Here is a 14,543-nt window from a genome sequence, read left to right as displayed (position 1 = left end):
TCTTGTGCTCGCACGGATCACTCTTTCAGTGGATAGCCGGGCCGGACCAATACTTCGGGCGGGCCGCGTCGAACTACCGGTATGACCGCCACCGAGCTCGAGATCCCGGAAGCTCCGTCACAGCCGCCACGTGCCCGCCTCCGGTTCTTCGCGGCCGCGTTCACCGGAGTCCTGGCCCTCGCCGCGGCGCTGGCGGCTGGGCACCTGGTCGCGGGCTTCATCAGCGTCAACGCTTCGCCCTACCTCGCCGTCGGCAACGGCGCCATCGACCTCACCCCGGTCGAGCTGAAGGACTTCGCCGTCCGCACCTTCGGCACCTACGACAAGCTGGTGCTGCTGGGCAGCATGGCCGTGGTCATGGTCGGGGTGGCCGCGCTGGCGGGTGTCCTTTCTCGACGGTCACCGGTGCCCGGCACTGTGCTCATCGCCCTCTTCGGCCTGGTCGGCGCCTTCGCCGTCTTCGAACGCCCTGACCTGACGCTCGTGGCGTTGCTCGCCCCGATCGCCAGTCTCCTCGTGGGTGTCGCCGTTTTCCTGCTGCTGCACCGGATCGCGCCTCGCGTCTGGCGGGAGCCGGACTCGGACGAGAAGACCGGGACGTCGCGCCGGTCGTTCCTGCTCGGCGGCGCCGGAGTTGTCGTCGGTGCCGGAGCCGCCGGGCTCGGCGGCCAGCTGATCAGCTCGTCGCGTGATGCCACGGCGTCCCGTGAAGCGGTCGGCAAGCTGGTCCCGGCGCGGACCGCGCCGATGATCCCGGCCGACGCCGACTTCTCGAAGCTCGGCACCCCGCCGTTCCTGACGCCGAACGACAAGTTCTACCGCGTGGACACGGCGTTGTCGGTGCCGCAGGTGCGGACCGAGGACTGGAGCCTGCGGCTGCACGGCATGGTCGACCGCGAAGTCCGCTACAGCTACAACGACATCCGCAACCGGCCCCTGGTCGAGCGGACCGTCACGATGACCTGTGTGTCCAACGAGGTCGGTGGCGACTACGTGTCGACGTCGAACTTCATCGGTGTCGACCTGGCCGACCTGCTCGCCGAAGCGGGTGTGAAACCCGGCGCCGAGCAGCTGTTCTGCACCAGTGTGGACGGTTGGACGTCCGGGACGCCGGTCGCGGCGGCGGCCGACCGCAACCGGGGTGCGATGCTGGCCATCGGGATGAACGGCGAGCCGTTGCCGCTGGAACACGGCTTCCCGGCGCGGCTGGTCACCCCGGGGCTGTACGGTTACGTGTCGGCGACGAAGTGGGTCGTGGACATCGAAGTCACCACTTGGGCGGCACGGCAGGCCTACTGGCTCAAGCGGAGCTGGAGCCGGGAAGCGCCGATCAAGACGGAGTCGCGGATCGACTCGCACCGCGGCTTCGCCAACGTCCAAAAAGGAAAGGTCCGCGTCGCCGGGGTGGCGTGGGCCCAGCACACCGGGATCGACAAGGTCGAGGTCCGGATCGACCAGGGCCCCTGGCAGCCGACCACCCTGTCTCAGCAGGTGAACCTCAACACGTGGCGGATGTGGTGGACGGAGATCGACCTGCCCGCCGGGGTGCACCAGGTGTTCTGCCGCGCCACCGACAAGTCCGGCTACACCCAGACCGAAGAGCGCGCGGGCACCGTGCCCAACGGCGCGACCGGCTGGCACAACGTCACCTTCACCGCCGCCTGAGAATTTCTTCCGAACCACCAATCCGGTTCCCGTCGGGCGCCGAATAGTCAGCAACAAGAGGTTTTCGCCACTTCGGCAGCCTCAGCCGCGTAATTAATTGGAGTGATTTTTCGTGCGTAACCTTCGTATTGCCGGAATCGGCCTGACCGCGGCCGCCGCGCTGACCCTGACCGCCTGCGGCAGCAGCGACACCGCGTCGTCGGGTTCCTCCAGCGCCCCGGCTCCGTCCTCCTCGATGGCCGCCCCGTCCTCCAGCGCCGCCGCCGGTGGCGACGGCATGACCACCAACGCCGACGTCTTCGGCCCGGCCTGCTCGCAGCTGCCGCAGGGTTCCGCTCCGGGTTCGCTGGACTCGATGGGCCCGCAGCCGGTCGCGTCGGCGGCGTCGACGAACCCGCTGCTGACCAAGCTGGTCGCCGCGGTGAAGGCCACCAACCTGGTGGACACGCTCAACAGCGCGCCGTCGATCACGGTGTTCGCGCCGGCCGACCCGGCGTTCGCCGCGCTGGGTGACGCGAAGTTCGCCGAGCTGGCGGGCAAGCCGGCCGAGCTGTCGCCGATCCTGCAGTACCACGTCGTCGGCAAGCGTTACGACGCCAAGGGCCTCGCTTCCGCTGGCACGCTGGAGTCGCTGAACACCGCCGGTGGTCCGCTGAAGATCGAGGGCTCGGGCGAGAACATGACCGTCAACGGCGCGAAGATCCTGTGTGGCAACATCCCCACCAAGAACGCCACCGTCTTCGTGATCGACAAGGTGCTCACCCCGGGCACCAACAAGTAACACCGGCTTGGCCACCGACGGGTGGCCGGCACCGGGCGGCTGCCCCGGACTCCACAGACCTTCTGGAGCCCGGGGCGGCCGTCCTTTCCTGTCCGGGCTCGGAGAGGGACCACAGTCTGGCGGCGGGTTGCAGGAGATCCGCCGCCGGGGACGCCGAAGCGGCGGCGTCCGCCGGTCGTCGCCACCGCCGGATCACTCCAGGGCCGTGGCGGCGGCCGGCCTTTTGCGCGACGGTGAGACGTCAGCGGGCTCCGGCTTGGTACTGCGGGAGAACTCGGCGGCGACAGTTCAGTGCCACCGCGACCGTCATCCCCGGTCCCGGCCCGAGAGCGCCGAGATGTCGAGCTTGCCGTCGAGGAACCGGCCGACCAGCAGGCCGAGCCCGCCGAGGACGAGGACCACGAGGAAGGCGCCGAAGCCACCGAAAGCGGCGGCGAGGCCCAGGACGAGGCCGGTCACCAGGCCGGTCAGAGTGTGGTTCACGGGATCTCCTTCACAGCGGCGGCGACCACGGTCGCGGCCGGTCCGGCGATGTCGCCGATGTGGACGTGCACCGGCCGGTCGACCGGCCCGAGGGCGAGGCGGACCGCCGCGCCGATCTCGGCGGCGGTGGCCGGGTACCGGCCGGTGACGCCGACGGTGATCTCCCCGGGCCGGATCCGGACACCGGGGACGCGACGGCCCGGCAAGAGCGTGGCGATCTCGCCGAAGTGGCCGCTGTGCAGGGCCGCCACCTGCGGGAGCGCCGTCACGAGCGTGGCGATGCCGGCGGCGTTCGCGACGCCGCCGGTCACCGGACCCGGCCGGTTTCGGTCGTGTCGGCGCCCTCGTCGTCACCGGGGAGGTGGACGTCGGAGACACCGATGTTGACCTCGACGACATCGAGGCCGGTGATCGTTTCGACCGCAGTGATGACGTTGCGCCGCACCGCGCGGGCGACATCGGCGATGGAGACGCCGTACTCGACGAGGATCTGCAGGTCGATCGCGGCCTGCCGCTCGCCGACCTCGACGGCCACACCCTGGCCGGCCGAGGCGGTCGCGCCGGGGATCCGCTCGCGCAGGGCGTTGAACGCCCGCGAAGCGCCGCCGCCGAGCGCGTGGACGCCGGCGACCTCGCGGGTGGCGAGGCCGGCGACCTTCTGGACGACGACGTCGGAGATGGTCGTGACGCCGTGCGCGGAGGACAGGGCGCCGGTTTCGCGCTCGACCACGGTGGCGTCCGAGGTCTTTTTGGTGGTGCCGGCCGGGTTCGTCATGGGGCTCCTTCGGGTCCGGGCGCGGGCAGGTCCCGCTGGACACCTGATGGACCCGGCCGGCCGGAGAACGTCACGAGCCGGAGGACGTGGGGCATCTCTCGCCGGTGGGAGGTTTGGACCGCCCAGTTCGCGGATGGCGCTCGTCGCGGCGGAGGTACTCACGACCGAGGTGCGCACAAACACGAACAGGCGCCACGTCACAGGTAGTCGCGCAGCGCGCTGACTTCCAAGACCATCAGCTCCGCGTCCTGCAGCGGGTCGGCCCAGCGGGCCGCGGTGGCGGACGGCCGGGGCGCGGGCCGGTTCGGGTCCACTTTGAACTCGATCGCGTCGGCCGCCCCTTTGATCGTGCGGAGCTGTTCTTCGAGCGAACCGAGTTCGCGCTCGCCGGCCGTGATGCCGCGGCCGGCTTCGGCGCGGCTCGCCGCATCGGCTCCGCGCCGCTTGTCCTCGGCTTGGTCCGTTCTCGCGGACTCGAGCTGGAGTGCCCGGCGCGCCGCGTTCCACACGACGTGCGCCAGCCGCCGGTCGGTGTCGAACGCGCCGGTGCGCCACGCGGTCGTCTTCGCGATTCGTTCGCCCAGCGCGCAGATGCGCATGGCCTGGTCCTGGCCGTCGCTCACCTGGACCGACGGATCACCGCCCGTCCGCTTGCGGTGTTTTTCCACGACGTCGCCGGCGTCGAAGGCCAGTTCGAACCCGACGAGGACCAGGCCGGCGCCGACGCCGAGGACGACCCACAGCACGACCGACCAGAAGGCGCCGCTGGAGAAGAAGAACGGGAAGGCGATGGCCGGGGCCAGGACGAGCACGATGGCGATGAGCCCGAGGAGCTCGTCACGGCGGTGGGTCACCCCGCCGGCCGGGGTCAGGGTGTGTCCCGCGGCCAGCAGCCGCGGATCGAAGACGCGGTAGCCGGACTCCGTGCGGATCATGGAGGGCAACGCGGTGACCTGCGCGTCGGGTCCGTCCATCGGGTCCTTCCCGGGTGGTTGCGTTTCCCGGTGGTGCTCGGTGACCATGGTCCCAGATCCGGCCCCGGAGAGGCAGCGTGATCGACCGCGAAGCCCAGTTGCGGGTCCTGCTCGACCGGGTCGAGGACGAGCGCGCCCGCGGCCGCGCGAACCGCGTGCGGGGGACGGTACGGCCGGCGGCGTGGGTGCTCGCGGCGCTGGTGGTGCTGACCGTGCTCGCCGTGGTGGCCGACCCGGCGGTGCTGGCCGTGCAGCCGTTCTGGTCCGGCGCGGGGCTGGCGGTCCTGCTGGCGGTGGGCCAAGGTCTCGCCGGCACGACGTTCACCCGGCTGAGGGAGCACGAGGACGACGCCGGCCGGCTGCGGCTGGCGGTCCGCCTGCACCGCGCCCACGAGCTGGCCGGCTGGGAGGCCGAGGACGTCCGGGACCGGCAGCGGCAGCTCGACGACCTCGACGACGCCCGCGACGACCGGCGCCGCACCCGGCGGCAGCTGACCGGGGCGCTCGTGGCCGTGGCCGGGTTCGGTGGTGGGCTGGCCGCGACGTTCGGCGTGCTCGGCGCGTCCTGGCCGGCCGGCTGGGGTATTCGCCTGCTGGTCGCCGTCCTGTCCTGCGGCGCCCTGGTCGCCCTCGAGGTGACGGCGGTCGCGGCCGGGCGGCTGGGCGTCACGAAAGCCAACCTCACCGGCGCGCAGCGGCGGCACCGCGACACGGCGCTGTACGACGCGCCCGCGCCCGGCGCCGAGCGCACGCATTTGGCGCCGCTGGGGCCGCGGGGCTGGCCGTTCGCCGTGCTTCCGGTGGTCGCGGTGGTTCTCCTGGCCGCGGTCGGCTTCTCGAGCCTGGCCGAGAGCCACCCCGAACCGGCCGCGGCGCCGGACCTCTCCGCACCTGCCCTGCAGCTGGCCGGCCGGAAGATCGGGGCGCCGGTGAACTGGGCGTCGGGGGTGGCCGTCACCCCGGACGGCAAGCACGTCTACGTCGGCAACGCCGGCCCGGCCGACCGGCCCGGCAGCGACGTCGCGGTGGTCGACCTGAGCACGGGCACGGTGACCACGACGCTTCCGGTCGCGCCGCACCCGATGGCCCTGGCGCTCAGCCGGGACGGCCGCCGTCTCGTCGTGGCGAGCACCGGCCCGGCCAAGACCCCGGCGGGCGCGCTCACGATCCTCGACCCGGTGACGGCCCAGGTCCGTTCGACGGTCCGGCTGGCCGGGCAGCCGCTCGACGTCGCCGTGTCGGCGGACGGGCGCACGGCATGGGCCGTCATCTCCGGCCCGAGCGCTTACGACAAGGGTTCCGCGGTCGCGGTCGACATCGAGAAGGGCACGGTCGTCGCCTCGGTCCCGGTCGGGGTCGACCCGGACGGCATCGCGCTCGACGGGGATCGCGCGTACGTGGCCAACTTCGACGAGAACACGGTCTCGGTCGTCGACACCGCCCGGCACGCTGCTGTGTCCACTGTAGACACCGGAGCGGGGCCGGGGAACCTGGTGGCGGACCCGCTGCGGCACACGGTGTGGGTCGTCAACCAGACCGAGTCCGACGCACACAGCGCGCTGACGGTGATCGACACGGCGACCCTGAAGACCACGCCGGTCGACCTCGGCCCGCCACCGCCCGGGACCAGCGGGGCGACGTCGCTCGCCCTCACCCCGGACGGCCGGCGGCTGCTCGTCAGCCGCGCCAGCCCGACCATGGACCCGGCGCCGCTGCTGTACGTCATCGACCCGGCGACCCGGCGCGGCACGGGGGTGATCACGATGCCCTACTCGTACCGCATCGCGGCAACGCCCGACAGCCACCACGCGATCACCGCGGCGGGCGACCTGTGGCTGCTCGACATCCCTTGACCGGCGACTAGGTCCGGTGGTTCTCGGTCAGCGTCGTGTGGACGGCCCGTTCGATCAGGATCGGCACGAAGGCATGGACGCGGGCGCCGGTGAACCGGGCGCGTTCGTGGCTGATGAGGTCGTGCAGCCGAGGCTGAGCTACCTCGGCGTATTCGTGGCTCAGGCGGTCTTCGAGCTGGGCGAGGTGGGAGTCGAGCTGTTCGGAGGCGAGCGTGTCCAGGGTTGGGCTGCTCATCGCGATCCTTCCCGTCGGCCATGCCGGTGGGGTTCGAATGCCCGGTAAACAACTATGGGGTGAATAGGAGATGAACGGCAGGCGCTGGCCGTGGCGGGAACTCGCGCGTCATGAACGGTTCGGGCCGGTCAGGCGGACGGTCATCGGCAGCCGGCGGTCGCCGCGGCCCGGGAGCGGCCCGTCGGTGCGTCGGTCATACCGGAACCGGGGTGTCGCCGGGCATTAGCACGGCCGAGAGGCGGGCCAGCACCTCGGGGTGGACGCGGTAGTACACCCAGGTCCCGCGGCGCTCGCCGGTGATCAGCCCGGATTCGCGCAGCACCTTGAGGTGGTGGGAGATGGTCGGGCCGGTCAGGTCGAACGCGTCGGTCAGGTCGCACACGCACGCTTCGCCGCCCGCGTGGGAGGCGATCAGCGACAGCAGGCGCAGCCGGACCGGCTCGGCCATCGCCTTGAACAGCTTCGCCAGCTCGGCCGCCTGGTCGACGGACAGGGGTTCGCGGGCCAGCGGGGAGCAGCACTCGTCCGGCGCAACGAGCGGGAGCTGTTTCGGCATGCGTCTATGTTGACAGGTGTCTATCTAGAGAGCAATCTAAGTCGCGTCCTGATTTGATGAACGTCTATCCAAGGAGGATGGGATGTCACGGATTCAGCTCGCGCTGCGGGTCGGCGACCTCGAAGGCTCGATCGACTTCTACTCGAAGCTGTTCGGCGCCGAGCCGGCCAAGCTCCGGCCCGGTTACGCGAACTTCGCGATCGCCGAGCCCGCGCTCAAGCTCGTGCTGCTGGAGGGGGAGCCGGGCCAGGCGACGGTCATGGACCACCTCGGCGTCGAGGTCGAGTCGACCGACCAGGTGAACGAGGCCAGTAAGCGCCTGACCGGCGAGGGCATGGAGACCCTGACCGAGGACAACACGACGTGCTGCTACGCCGTGCAGGACAAGGTGTGGGTGCACGGCCCCGGCCAGGAGCCGTGGGAGGTCTACACCGTGAAGGCCGATTCGCAAGCCTTCGGCACCGATAGCGTCGCGACTCCGGCCACGTGCTGCACGCCCGACGCGGAGACCGGCCAGGTCGACAAAGCCGCTCAGCCCGAAGGCTGCTGCTCCTGACCGCCGAGGCGTAGCTGCAGCTTGCTCGACGGACGTATGCCCGACGGCGCCTGTCCTGAACCGAGCTCAGAGCCAGCCGTTGGTCTCGGCGAGGCGCGCGGCTTCGGCGCGGGTGCGGGCTTCGGTCTTGCCGATCGCCGACGAGAGGTGGTTGCGGACCGTTCCGGCGGTGAGGCCGAGCGTCTTCGCGATGTCCGCGACCGTGCCGCCCTCGGCCGTCGCGCGGAGGACGTCGGCTTCGCGGTCCGTCAGCGGGCTCGTGCCGATGGCCAGGGACTCGGCCGCGAGCGCCGGGTCGATGAAGCGCAGTCCGGCGTGGACCCGGCGGATCGCGTTGAGCAGCTGCTCCGGCCGCGAATCCTTGACGACGAACCCGGCCGCGCCCGCGGACAGCGCGCGGGCGAGGTACCCGGGACGGCTGAAGGTCGTGCAGATCAGGACGCGGCACGCCGGCAGCGCGTGCCGGAGCTCGGCGGTGACGGCGAGCCCGTCGCGGCCGGGCATCTGGACGTCGAGCAGGGCCAGGTCGGGCTGCGTGCGCTGGGCCGCCGGGAGGACCTCGGTGCCCGAGCCGACCTCGGCGACGACCTCGATGTCCGGTTCCAGGCGGAGCATGGACACCAGCGCACCGCGGACGAGGGCCTGGTCGTCGGCCAGCAGGACGCGGATCACGCGGCGCCCGCCTCGGCGAAGACCCGGTAGCCGCCGCGCGGGCCGCGGCCGTGTTCGAGCCGGCCCGAGATCGCGGCCAGCCGCTCGGCGAGCCCGGTCAGGCCGTGCCCGGCCGCCGGTTCCGCGGTGACCGTGCCGTCGTCGGTGACCTCGACCCAGCCGGGGCCGAGCCGGACGCGGCAGTGCCCGGCGTCGGAGTGGCGCAGCACGTTGGTGACCGCTTCCCGCACGACGTAACCGAAAACGCCCCGCAGCTCGGGCTCGACGTCGTCGGCCGACGACGGCAGTTCGGCCTGGACACCCGCGGCTCGCAAGGCCAGGCGGGCGCCCGAGAGCTCGGCGGCGAGCGACACCTCCCGGTACCCCGAGACGGTGGCGCGGACGTCGGCGAGCGACTGGTGGCACAGGGTTTCCAGGTCGCGGACCTCGCTCAGCGCGAGCTCGGGGTCGGCGGCCGACTCCAGGATCCGCCGGGCCAGCCCGAGCTTGACGGCCATCGTCGAGAGGTTGTGGCCGAGGATGTCGTGCAGCTCGCGGGCGACCCGTTCGCGTTCGGAGTCCACGGCCAGCCGCCGGATCTGCGCGCGGGCGACCCGCAGGTGCCCGACGGTGAACGTCAGCGCGAAGACCACCCCGAGCGCCGCGGTGACCCCGCCGAGCGCGGCGACCTGGCTCCAGCTCACGTGCCCTGGCCCGGCTCGCATCCAGACGAGCTGCGCCGCCGCCGTCGCGAACCCGAGCGGGACCGAATAGCACAGCGGCAGCAGCATCAGGCCGAGCGCGACGGCGAAGGTCAGATCCGTCAGGTACTCGGGCGAGCCGAGAATCAGGGCGGGGGCGAGGCCGAAGCCGAACACCACGGCCACCAGGGCCGCCCGCTGCCGACGGGGCGCCGCCGGCCCGGACCACAGCGCGAACACGTAGCAGGCGCCGTAACAGGTGATCGCGGCGAGCGCGAGCACCGTGCGCGCCGTACCGTGCGGCTCGTGGACGATCATCACGACCCGGCGGATCAGCACCAGCAGCGCGAGGCCGTTCACCACGACGGGGGCGACCCGGCGCCGCCGGTTCGCCCAGAAGCTCCAGTCCGGCCACTGCCGCACGGAGAACCGGCCCGGATCACGCTCGCTCACCCCGTCACCCTAGGCAGGACCGGCCGGGAACGCCCCATGACAGATGGCACAGGGCCCTCCGGCCGCGCGGTGGTGCGGTGAAACCATGGTGATGAAAACGAAGATCTTGCCGGCGGCGCTCGCCCTCGCCGCGGTGGTTTCGGGAGTGTCCGCGGCGGACGCGACAAGCGCGGCTCCGGTGGCGTGGGGGCCGTGCCCGGCCGACGTCGCGAAACCCGGCCTGCAGTGCGCGAACCTCGACGTGCCCCTGGACTACCGTCACCCGGACGGGCGAAAGATCAGCGTCGCGATCTCACGCCTGGCGAGCGCGAAACCCGCCCAGCGCCGCGGTGTCCTGCTGGTCAACCAGGGTGGCCCCGGCCTCGACGGCCTGAGCTTCCCGGGCACGCTCATGGCGTCCGGACTGCCGCAGCAGGTGCGCGACGCCTACGACGTGATCGGGTTCGACCCGCGCGGGATCGGCCACAGCACCCCGGTGACCTGCGACCTGACGCCCGAGCAACGCACGACGAGCGTGAACCCGCCCTTCCCGCACGGCCCGGCGGACGTCACGAAGGCGGCCGCGGCCGCAAAAACCGTCGCCCGGCAGTGTCTGACGTCGAAAACGGCGTCCATGCTGCCGTTCGTCACCACCGCGAACACCGCGCGCGACATGGACCGGATCCGGACGGCGCTGGGTGAGCCGAAGCTGTCGTACTACGGCGATTCCTACGGGACGTACCTCGGTGCGGTGTACACGACGCTGTTCCCCCAGCGCAGCGACCGGATCGTGCTGGACAGCAGCCTCGGGCCGGAGGGCTACGACGTCGAAGCGCTGCGGAGCCAGGGTCTGGGCTTCGAAATTCGCTTCCCGGAGTTCGCGAAGATCGCCGCGGCCGACCCGGGCCAGTACGGCCTGGGCACGAGCCCGGCGGCCGTCAAGGCGAAGTACTTCGAGCTCGCCGAGCGCCTGGACCGGGCTCCGGAGCAGGGGTACGACGGCACGACGTTCCGCACGCTCACCGCGGCCCTGCTCCGCGCGGACGTCACCTTGCCCGCCATCGCGAAGTTCTGGCACAAGTTCGACGGGACCGGGGCGTCGTCTTCGGCGGCCGCCGAGGGTACCGACAACTTCGCGTCGGGGTACCTCGCGGTGGTCTGCGGTGATTCGCGGTGGCCGCAGTCGGTGGCGACCTACCAGCGCAACGTCGAGGTCGACCGGGTCCGCTACCCGATGTACGGCCCGTACGCGGCGAACATCCGGCCGTGCGCGTTCTGGCCGTCACCGGCCGAGCCGCGGGTGCGGATCACCGATCACGGCCCGGCGAACGTGCTGATGCTGCAGAACCTCCGCGACCCGGCGACGCCGATGCCCGGCGCCCTGCGTCTCCGCGCGGCGTTCGGCGACCGCGCCCGGTTGGTGACGGCCGACCAGGGTGGTCACGTGGCCTACCTCAACGGCGCGAACCAGTGCGGCAACACCGCGGTGAGCGACTATCTGGCCACCGGCAAGCGCCCGGCGCACGACACGTTCTGCCCGGCCTGAGCGACGGCGTTCGTCAGCTGGGATCGGCCCTCCGCGTCCGAAGCTGCGCGGAGGGCCGGCGTCCGGCGCGGGGGCGGCGTTCACCGGCGATGATGGGGTGAGCAGGCCGGCCGCAGAGAGGAAGTCGTCATGGACGGGCTCACCGAAGAGGAAGAGGCGATCGTCGCCGTGGTGGGGGCGTTCGTCGACCGGGAGGTGCGGCCCGTCGCGCAGGAGCTCGACCACGGCGACGTGTACCCGGAGAAGCTCATCGGCCAGATGAAGGAGATGGGCATCTTCGGCCTCGCGATCCCCGAGCCGTGGGGCGAGGCGCACGTCTCCGCGCGGTGCTACGCCGCCGTCACCGAGGAGCTGTCGCGCGGCTGGATGAGCCTCGCCGGGGCGATGGGCGGGCACACCGTCGTCGCGAAGCTCCTGCTCGAGCACGGCACACCCGAACAGAAAGACGCCTACCTGCCGAAGATGGCGACCGGCGAGATCCGCGCGACGATGGCTCTGACCGAACCCGGCGGCGGCTCCGACCTGCAGGCCCTGCGCACCACGGCCCGCCGCGACGGTGACGCCTACGTCGTCAACGGCTCGAAGACGTGGATCACGAACGCCCGCCGGTCGCAGCTGATCGCCCTGCTGTGCAAGACCGATCCCGCCGCGGAACCCGCGCACGGCGGCATCAGCATCCTGCTCGCCGAGCCCGGCCCCGGCTTCCACGTCTCGCGCGACCTGCCGAAGCTCGGCTACAAGGGCGTCGAGAGCTGCGAGCTGACCTTCGACGACTTCCGCGTCCCGGCGACGGCGTTGCTCGGCGCGGAAGAGGGCCACGGGTTCACGCAGATGATGCGCGGGCTCGAAATCGGCCGCATCCAGGTCGCCTGCCGTGCGCTGGGTGTCGGGCGTGCCGCCCTCGAAGATTCCCTGCGTTACGCCCAGGAACGCGAGAGCTTCGGCAAGCCGATCTGGCAGCACCAGTCGGTCGGCAACCTGCTCGCCGACATGGCCACGAAGCTCGAGGCCGCGCGCCAGCTCGTGCACCACGCCGCCCGCCGGTACGACTCCGGCGAGCGCGCCGACCTGGAGGCCGGCATGGCGAAGCTCTTCGCGTCCGAGACGGCGATGCAGATCGCGCTCGACGCCGTGCGGATCCACGGCGGCTACGGCTATTCCACGGAGTTCGACGTCGAGCGGTACTTCCGCGACGCGCCCCTGATGATCGTCGGGGAGGGCACGAACGAGATCCAGCGGACCGTGATCGCACGCCAGCTGGTCAAGCGCCACCCGATCCCGTCCTGAGCCGGAAGGACAAGCATGGAGCTGATCCAGCCCGAGCCGGCCGAGGCGCTCGCCGCGCTGCTCGGCGTGCCGCTGCCCGACGTCGAGGCGGGCCTTCCCCTGCTGTGGCACTGGCTGTACCTGCTCGACCGGCCCGCGCAAGCGGACCTCGGCCCGGACGGGCACCCGGTGCGGGGCACGGTCCTCGCCCCGCCGGGACCGAGCCGGCGGCGCATGTGGGCGGGCGGCCGGGTCCGGACGACCGGGGCGCTGCGGTGCGGCGAGCCCGCCACCCGGCACTCGGAAGTCCTTTCCACGACGGAGAAGCACGGCCGGTCGGGCGCGCTGACGTTCGTCGTGGTCGCCCACCGGATCCGGCAGCGCGGCCAGGTGGTGGTCGACGAGCGGCAGGACGTCGTCTACCGCGAAGAGTCGAGCGCCTTGGCCGCGTCCGACGACGGCCCGGAGGTCCCGCCCGCCGACGGCGAGTGGGCGCTCGACGTGACGCCGACGCTGCTGTTCCGCTTCTCGGCGTTGACGTACAACTCGCACCGCATCCACTACGACCGTGACTACAGCCGTGACGTCGAGGGTTATCCCGGCCTGCTCACCCACGGCCCGCTCCAGGCCCTCGCCATGGCCGAAGCGGCCCGGGCGAAGGGCGCCACCGGCGACCTGGACTTCGAGTACTGCCTCGTGGCGCCGCTGTTCGACCACCAGGGCCTGGTCGCCCGCGCCGACGGCGCCACGACGTCGGTCCGCGACCGCCACGGACGGCAGACCGCGACGGGGACGCTGCGGCCCGGCCGAGGGAAGTGAACCTGGGAGTAGCTCTCCCTGGTTCGCCCGCGGCGGACCGGCGACGCTGGAAGCATGGACAACGAAGCAACTCCCGTCGTCGGAATGTGGGTGACCGCCGACGGCCACATCCGCCAGGAACTGCTCCCGGACGGCCGCTACGACGAAGCGCGCGGCACCCGGACGAGCGCCTACACCGGCAGGTACACGGTCACGGGCACCCACCTCGACTACGTGGACGACACCGGCTTCACCGCAACCGGCGACATCCGCGACGGCGTGCTGTACCACGAGCACCTCGTCCTCTACCGCGAAGACAGCTGACGGTTCAGGCGAGCAGACTGGCCGGATGGATCTCCACCTCACGGGCAAACGAGCACTGGTCACCGGCGCGTCGAAAGGCATCGGCGCGGCGATCGCCGAAGTGTTGGCCGCCGAAGGCTGCGCCCTGCGGCTGGCCGCGCGCAACGGCGAGGCGCTGGAAGAGCGCGCCCGGACGCTGCGGGCGGACCACGGTGTCGAAGTGACCACCCATGCCGTCGACCTGCGGGTCGCCGCCGACCTCGCACGGCTCGCCGAAGCGGCCGGGGCCGTCGACGTCCTCGTCAACAACGCCGGTGACATCCCCGCCGGCACGCTCGAGGACGTCGGGCCCGAACGGTGGCGGCACGCGTGGGACCTCAAGGTCTTCGGCTACATCGACCTCGTCCGGCTCGTGTACCCGCGGCTGCGCGACCGGGGCCGCGGGGTGATCGTCAACGTCATCGGCACCGGCGGTGAGCAGCCGACCGCCGGGTACATCGCCGGTGGCGCGGGCAACGCCGCGCTGATGGCCTTCACCAAGGCGCTCGGCGGCGAGGCCCCGCGCCACGGCGTGCGCGTGGTCGGCGTGAACCCCGGTCCGGTGGCCACCGAGCGGTTCACGGCCATGCGGGCCGCGAACACCGACGTCGACGCCCAGTTCGCCGCACTGCCCTCGGGGCGGGTCGCCGAGCCCGGTGAGGTCGCGGACCTGGTCGCGTTCCTCGCGTCCGAGCGGGCCGGCTACATCAGCGGGACGATCGTCACCATCGACGGCGGCCTGACGGCGGGGCGCTAGCGGCGGTCACTGCGGGTTGGTCTGCCAGGCGGTGATCCGGCCGCTGATCGTGATGACCAGCGCGGCGGGGGGGGGGGGGGGGGGGGGAGAGGGGGGGGGGGGGGGGGGGGGGGGGGGGGGGGGGGGGGGGGGGGGGGGGGGGGGGGGGGGGGGGGGTGGTGGGGGGGTTTCT

At 72.1% G+C, this 14,543-nt stretch carries 17 protein-coding genes; 9 read left to right on the top strand and 8 right to left on the bottom strand.

The window, feature by feature from the left end:
- Positions 1 to 81 precede the first annotated feature (81 nt).
- Together ACZ61C_RS28060 and ACZ61C_RS28055 are read left to right on the top strand one after the other, a co-directional pair.
- Positions 82 to 1,665, top strand: coding sequence for a molybdopterin-dependent oxidoreductase (locus ACZ61C_RS28060; protein WP_465310825.1), 1,584 nt, complete (start codon positions 82 to 84; stop codon positions 1,663 to 1,665).
- A 112-nt stretch (positions 1,666 to 1,777) separates the two neighbouring features.
- Complete coding sequence (locus ACZ61C_RS28055; RefSeq protein WP_465310824.1) at positions 1,778 to 2,446, top strand: fasciclin domain-containing protein; 669 nt, start codon at positions 1,778 to 1,780, stop codon at positions 2,444 to 2,446.
- Between the two features lie 306 nt (positions 2,447 to 2,752).
- Here ACZ61C_RS28055 and ACZ61C_RS28050 read toward each other — a convergent pair whose 3' ends face one another.
- The 4 genes from ACZ61C_RS28050 to ACZ61C_RS28035 form a co-directional block, all read right to left on the bottom strand.
- The gene (locus ACZ61C_RS28050; protein ID WP_465310823.1) at positions 2,753 to 2,929 is read right to left on the bottom strand and encodes a hypothetical protein; all 177 of its coding nucleotides are present in this window, start codon (positions 2,927 to 2,929) and stop codon (positions 2,753 to 2,755) included.
- Positions 2,926 to 3,240 (bottom strand): hypothetical protein, encoded by a 315-nt coding sequence (locus tag ACZ61C_RS28045; RefSeq protein WP_465310822.1) that lies wholly within the window; start codon positions 3,238 to 3,240, stop codon positions 2,926 to 2,928. Before ACZ61C_RS28045 ends, ACZ61C_RS28050 begins: the two co-directional genes overlap by 4 nt.
- The gene (locus ACZ61C_RS28040) at positions 3,237 to 3,704 is read right to left on the bottom strand and encodes an Asp23/Gls24 family envelope stress response protein (RefSeq protein ID WP_465310821.1); all 468 of its coding nucleotides are present in this window, start codon (positions 3,702 to 3,704) and stop codon (positions 3,237 to 3,239) included. Before ACZ61C_RS28040 ends, ACZ61C_RS28045 begins: the two co-directional genes overlap by 4 nt.
- A 197-nt stretch (positions 3,705 to 3,901) precedes the next feature.
- Positions 3,902 to 4,678 carry a hypothetical protein gene (locus tag ACZ61C_RS28035; RefSeq protein WP_465310820.1) on the bottom strand — a complete coding sequence of 259 codons (777 nt, stop codon included), beginning with the start codon at positions 4,676 to 4,678 and terminating at the stop codon, positions 3,902 to 3,904.
- 77 nt (positions 4,679 to 4,755) lie between these two features.
- On the opposite strand from ACZ61C_RS28035, the gene ACZ61C_RS28030 reads away from it, so the two are divergent.
- Entirely contained in the window at positions 4,756 to 6,531 is a 1,776-nt protein-coding gene (locus ACZ61C_RS28030) for a hypothetical protein (RefSeq protein WP_465310819.1), read from the top strand.
- 7 nt (positions 6,532 to 6,538) lie between these two features.
- Here ACZ61C_RS28030 and ACZ61C_RS28025 read toward each other — a convergent pair whose 3' ends face one another.
- Entirely contained in the window at positions 6,539 to 6,766 is a 228-nt protein-coding gene (locus tag ACZ61C_RS28025) for a three-helix bundle dimerization domain-containing protein (protein ID WP_465310818.1), read from the bottom strand.
- 193 nt (positions 6,767 to 6,959) lie between these two features.
- Positions 6,960 to 7,322 carry an ArsR/SmtB family transcription factor gene (locus tag ACZ61C_RS28020; protein WP_465310817.1) on the bottom strand — a complete coding sequence of 121 codons (363 nt, stop codon included), beginning with the start codon at positions 7,320 to 7,322 and terminating at the stop codon, positions 6,960 to 6,962.
- An 82-nt stretch (positions 7,323 to 7,404) separates the two neighbouring features.
- Here ACZ61C_RS28020 and ACZ61C_RS28015 point away from each other — a divergent pair, with 82 nt between their 5' ends.
- Positions 7,405 to 7,878 (top strand): ArsI/CadI family heavy metal resistance metalloenzyme, encoded by a 474-nt coding sequence (locus ACZ61C_RS28015; protein ID WP_465310816.1) that lies wholly within the window; start codon positions 7,405 to 7,407, stop codon positions 7,876 to 7,878.
- A 66-nt stretch (positions 7,879 to 7,944) separates the two neighbouring features.
- Here the strand turns inward: ACZ61C_RS28015 and ACZ61C_RS28010 are convergent, their stop codons facing one another.
- Positions 7,945 to 8,550: a response regulator gene (locus ACZ61C_RS28010; protein WP_465310815.1), complete on the bottom strand. Its 606-nt coding sequence runs from the start codon at positions 8,548 to 8,550 to the stop codon at positions 7,945 to 7,947.
- On the bottom strand, positions 8,547 to 9,683 hold the full coding sequence (locus ACZ61C_RS28005) for a sensor histidine kinase (RefSeq protein WP_465310814.1): 1,137 nt from the start codon (positions 9,681 to 9,683) through the stop codon (positions 8,547 to 8,549). The genes ACZ61C_RS28010 and ACZ61C_RS28005 overlap by 4 nt, the downstream gene beginning before the upstream one ends.
- An 85-nt stretch (positions 9,684 to 9,768) precedes the next feature.
- On the opposite strand from ACZ61C_RS28005, the gene ACZ61C_RS28000 reads away from it, so the two are divergent.
- The 5 genes from ACZ61C_RS28000 to ACZ61C_RS27980 all read left to right on the top strand — a co-directional run bounded on the left by ACZ61C_RS28000 (position 9,769) and on the right by ACZ61C_RS27980 (position 14,371).
- Entirely contained in the window at positions 9,769 to 11,208 is a 1,440-nt protein-coding gene (locus ACZ61C_RS28000; RefSeq protein WP_465310813.1) for an alpha/beta hydrolase, read from the top strand.
- Between the two features lie 129 nt (positions 11,209 to 11,337).
- On the top strand, positions 11,338 to 12,495 hold the full coding sequence (locus ACZ61C_RS27995) for an acyl-CoA dehydrogenase family protein (protein WP_465310812.1): 1,158 nt from the start codon (positions 11,338 to 11,340) through the stop codon (positions 12,493 to 12,495).
- A gap of 15 nt (positions 12,496 to 12,510) precedes the next feature.
- Positions 12,511 to 13,293, top strand: coding sequence for an HTD2 family dehydratase (locus ACZ61C_RS27990; RefSeq protein WP_465310811.1), 783 nt, complete (start codon positions 12,511 to 12,513; stop codon positions 13,291 to 13,293).
- Positions 13,294 to 13,347: 54 nt separating this feature from the next.
- On the top strand, positions 13,348 to 13,596 hold the full coding sequence (locus ACZ61C_RS27985) for an Atu4866 domain-containing protein (protein WP_465310810.1): 249 nt from the start codon (positions 13,348 to 13,350) through the stop codon (positions 13,594 to 13,596).
- A 25-nt stretch (positions 13,597 to 13,621) separates the two neighbouring features.
- Positions 13,622 to 14,371 (top strand): short-chain dehydrogenase/reductase, encoded by a 750-nt coding sequence (locus ACZ61C_RS27980; RefSeq protein ID WP_465310809.1) that lies wholly within the window; start codon positions 13,622 to 13,624, stop codon positions 14,369 to 14,371.
- Positions 14,372 to 14,543 lie beyond the last annotated feature (172 nt).

Source organism: Amycolatopsis sp. NPDC104587 (genome assembly GCF_055583645.1).
Note: the sequence above shows the minus strand (reverse complement) of the source record. Positions and strands in the feature narration are given on the sequence as shown.